This is a genomic window from Vibrio sp. 1078-1, from assembly GCF_033340475.1.
This window is the reverse complement of the sequence record NZ_JAWOWM010000659.1, coordinates 1-576: the sequence shown is the minus strand read 5'-3', so window position 1 is coordinate 576 and position 576 is coordinate 1. Positions and strand designations below refer to the sequence as shown.

At 49.3% G+C, this 576-nt stretch carries 1 protein-coding gene; it reads right to left on the bottom strand.

Features of this window, described 5'->3' with window-relative positions; translation table 11 throughout:
- A partial coding sequence (locus R7190_RS29355; RefSeq protein ID WP_318138136.1) for an NAD(P)H-dependent oxidoreductase occupies window positions 1-576 on the bottom strand: 576 nt, incomplete at both ends.

Here is a 576-nt window from a genome sequence, read left to right as displayed (position 1 = left end):
TGACGCCTCCTTGATGAGCTCCGGCAATGCACTGTTAAGTTTAATGAGCGAAGCGGCGGCCTCGACATCCAATCGGTCTTCGACCAGTGCCGTTAAGAGCTTTTTATAGCGTTCAATATGGCGCGGGATACGACCTTCTTCGGCTGCGGTACGCGAACCAAACAAAGCAAGAGGCGCAATATAGTGCATGCCCGTGAGTGCGGACATTTGCTCGATAGGAGCGAGCAGTTCCCGAATCGTAAAATGGTTGTAGCCTTCGGCTTTGTAGGCTTCTTCTTTGCCGCCGGCAGAAAGCACGCACAGCATGGTTTTGCCTTGCAGTTCGGTTCCTTCGGTGCCGTATGCAAAGCCGTATTCCAACACCAAATCTTGCCATTCTTTCAAAATCGCTGGTGTTGAGTACCAGTAAAGCGGAAATTGGAAAATCACCACATCATGTTCACGAAGGCGTTGTTGTTCTCGGTCGATATTGATGTTGAAACGAGGGTACTCACCGTACAAGTCAACGCATGTCACGCCTTCGATTTTTTGAGCTTCTTTGAAAAGTGGAGTATTCACTTCTGAACGATGCTGGGA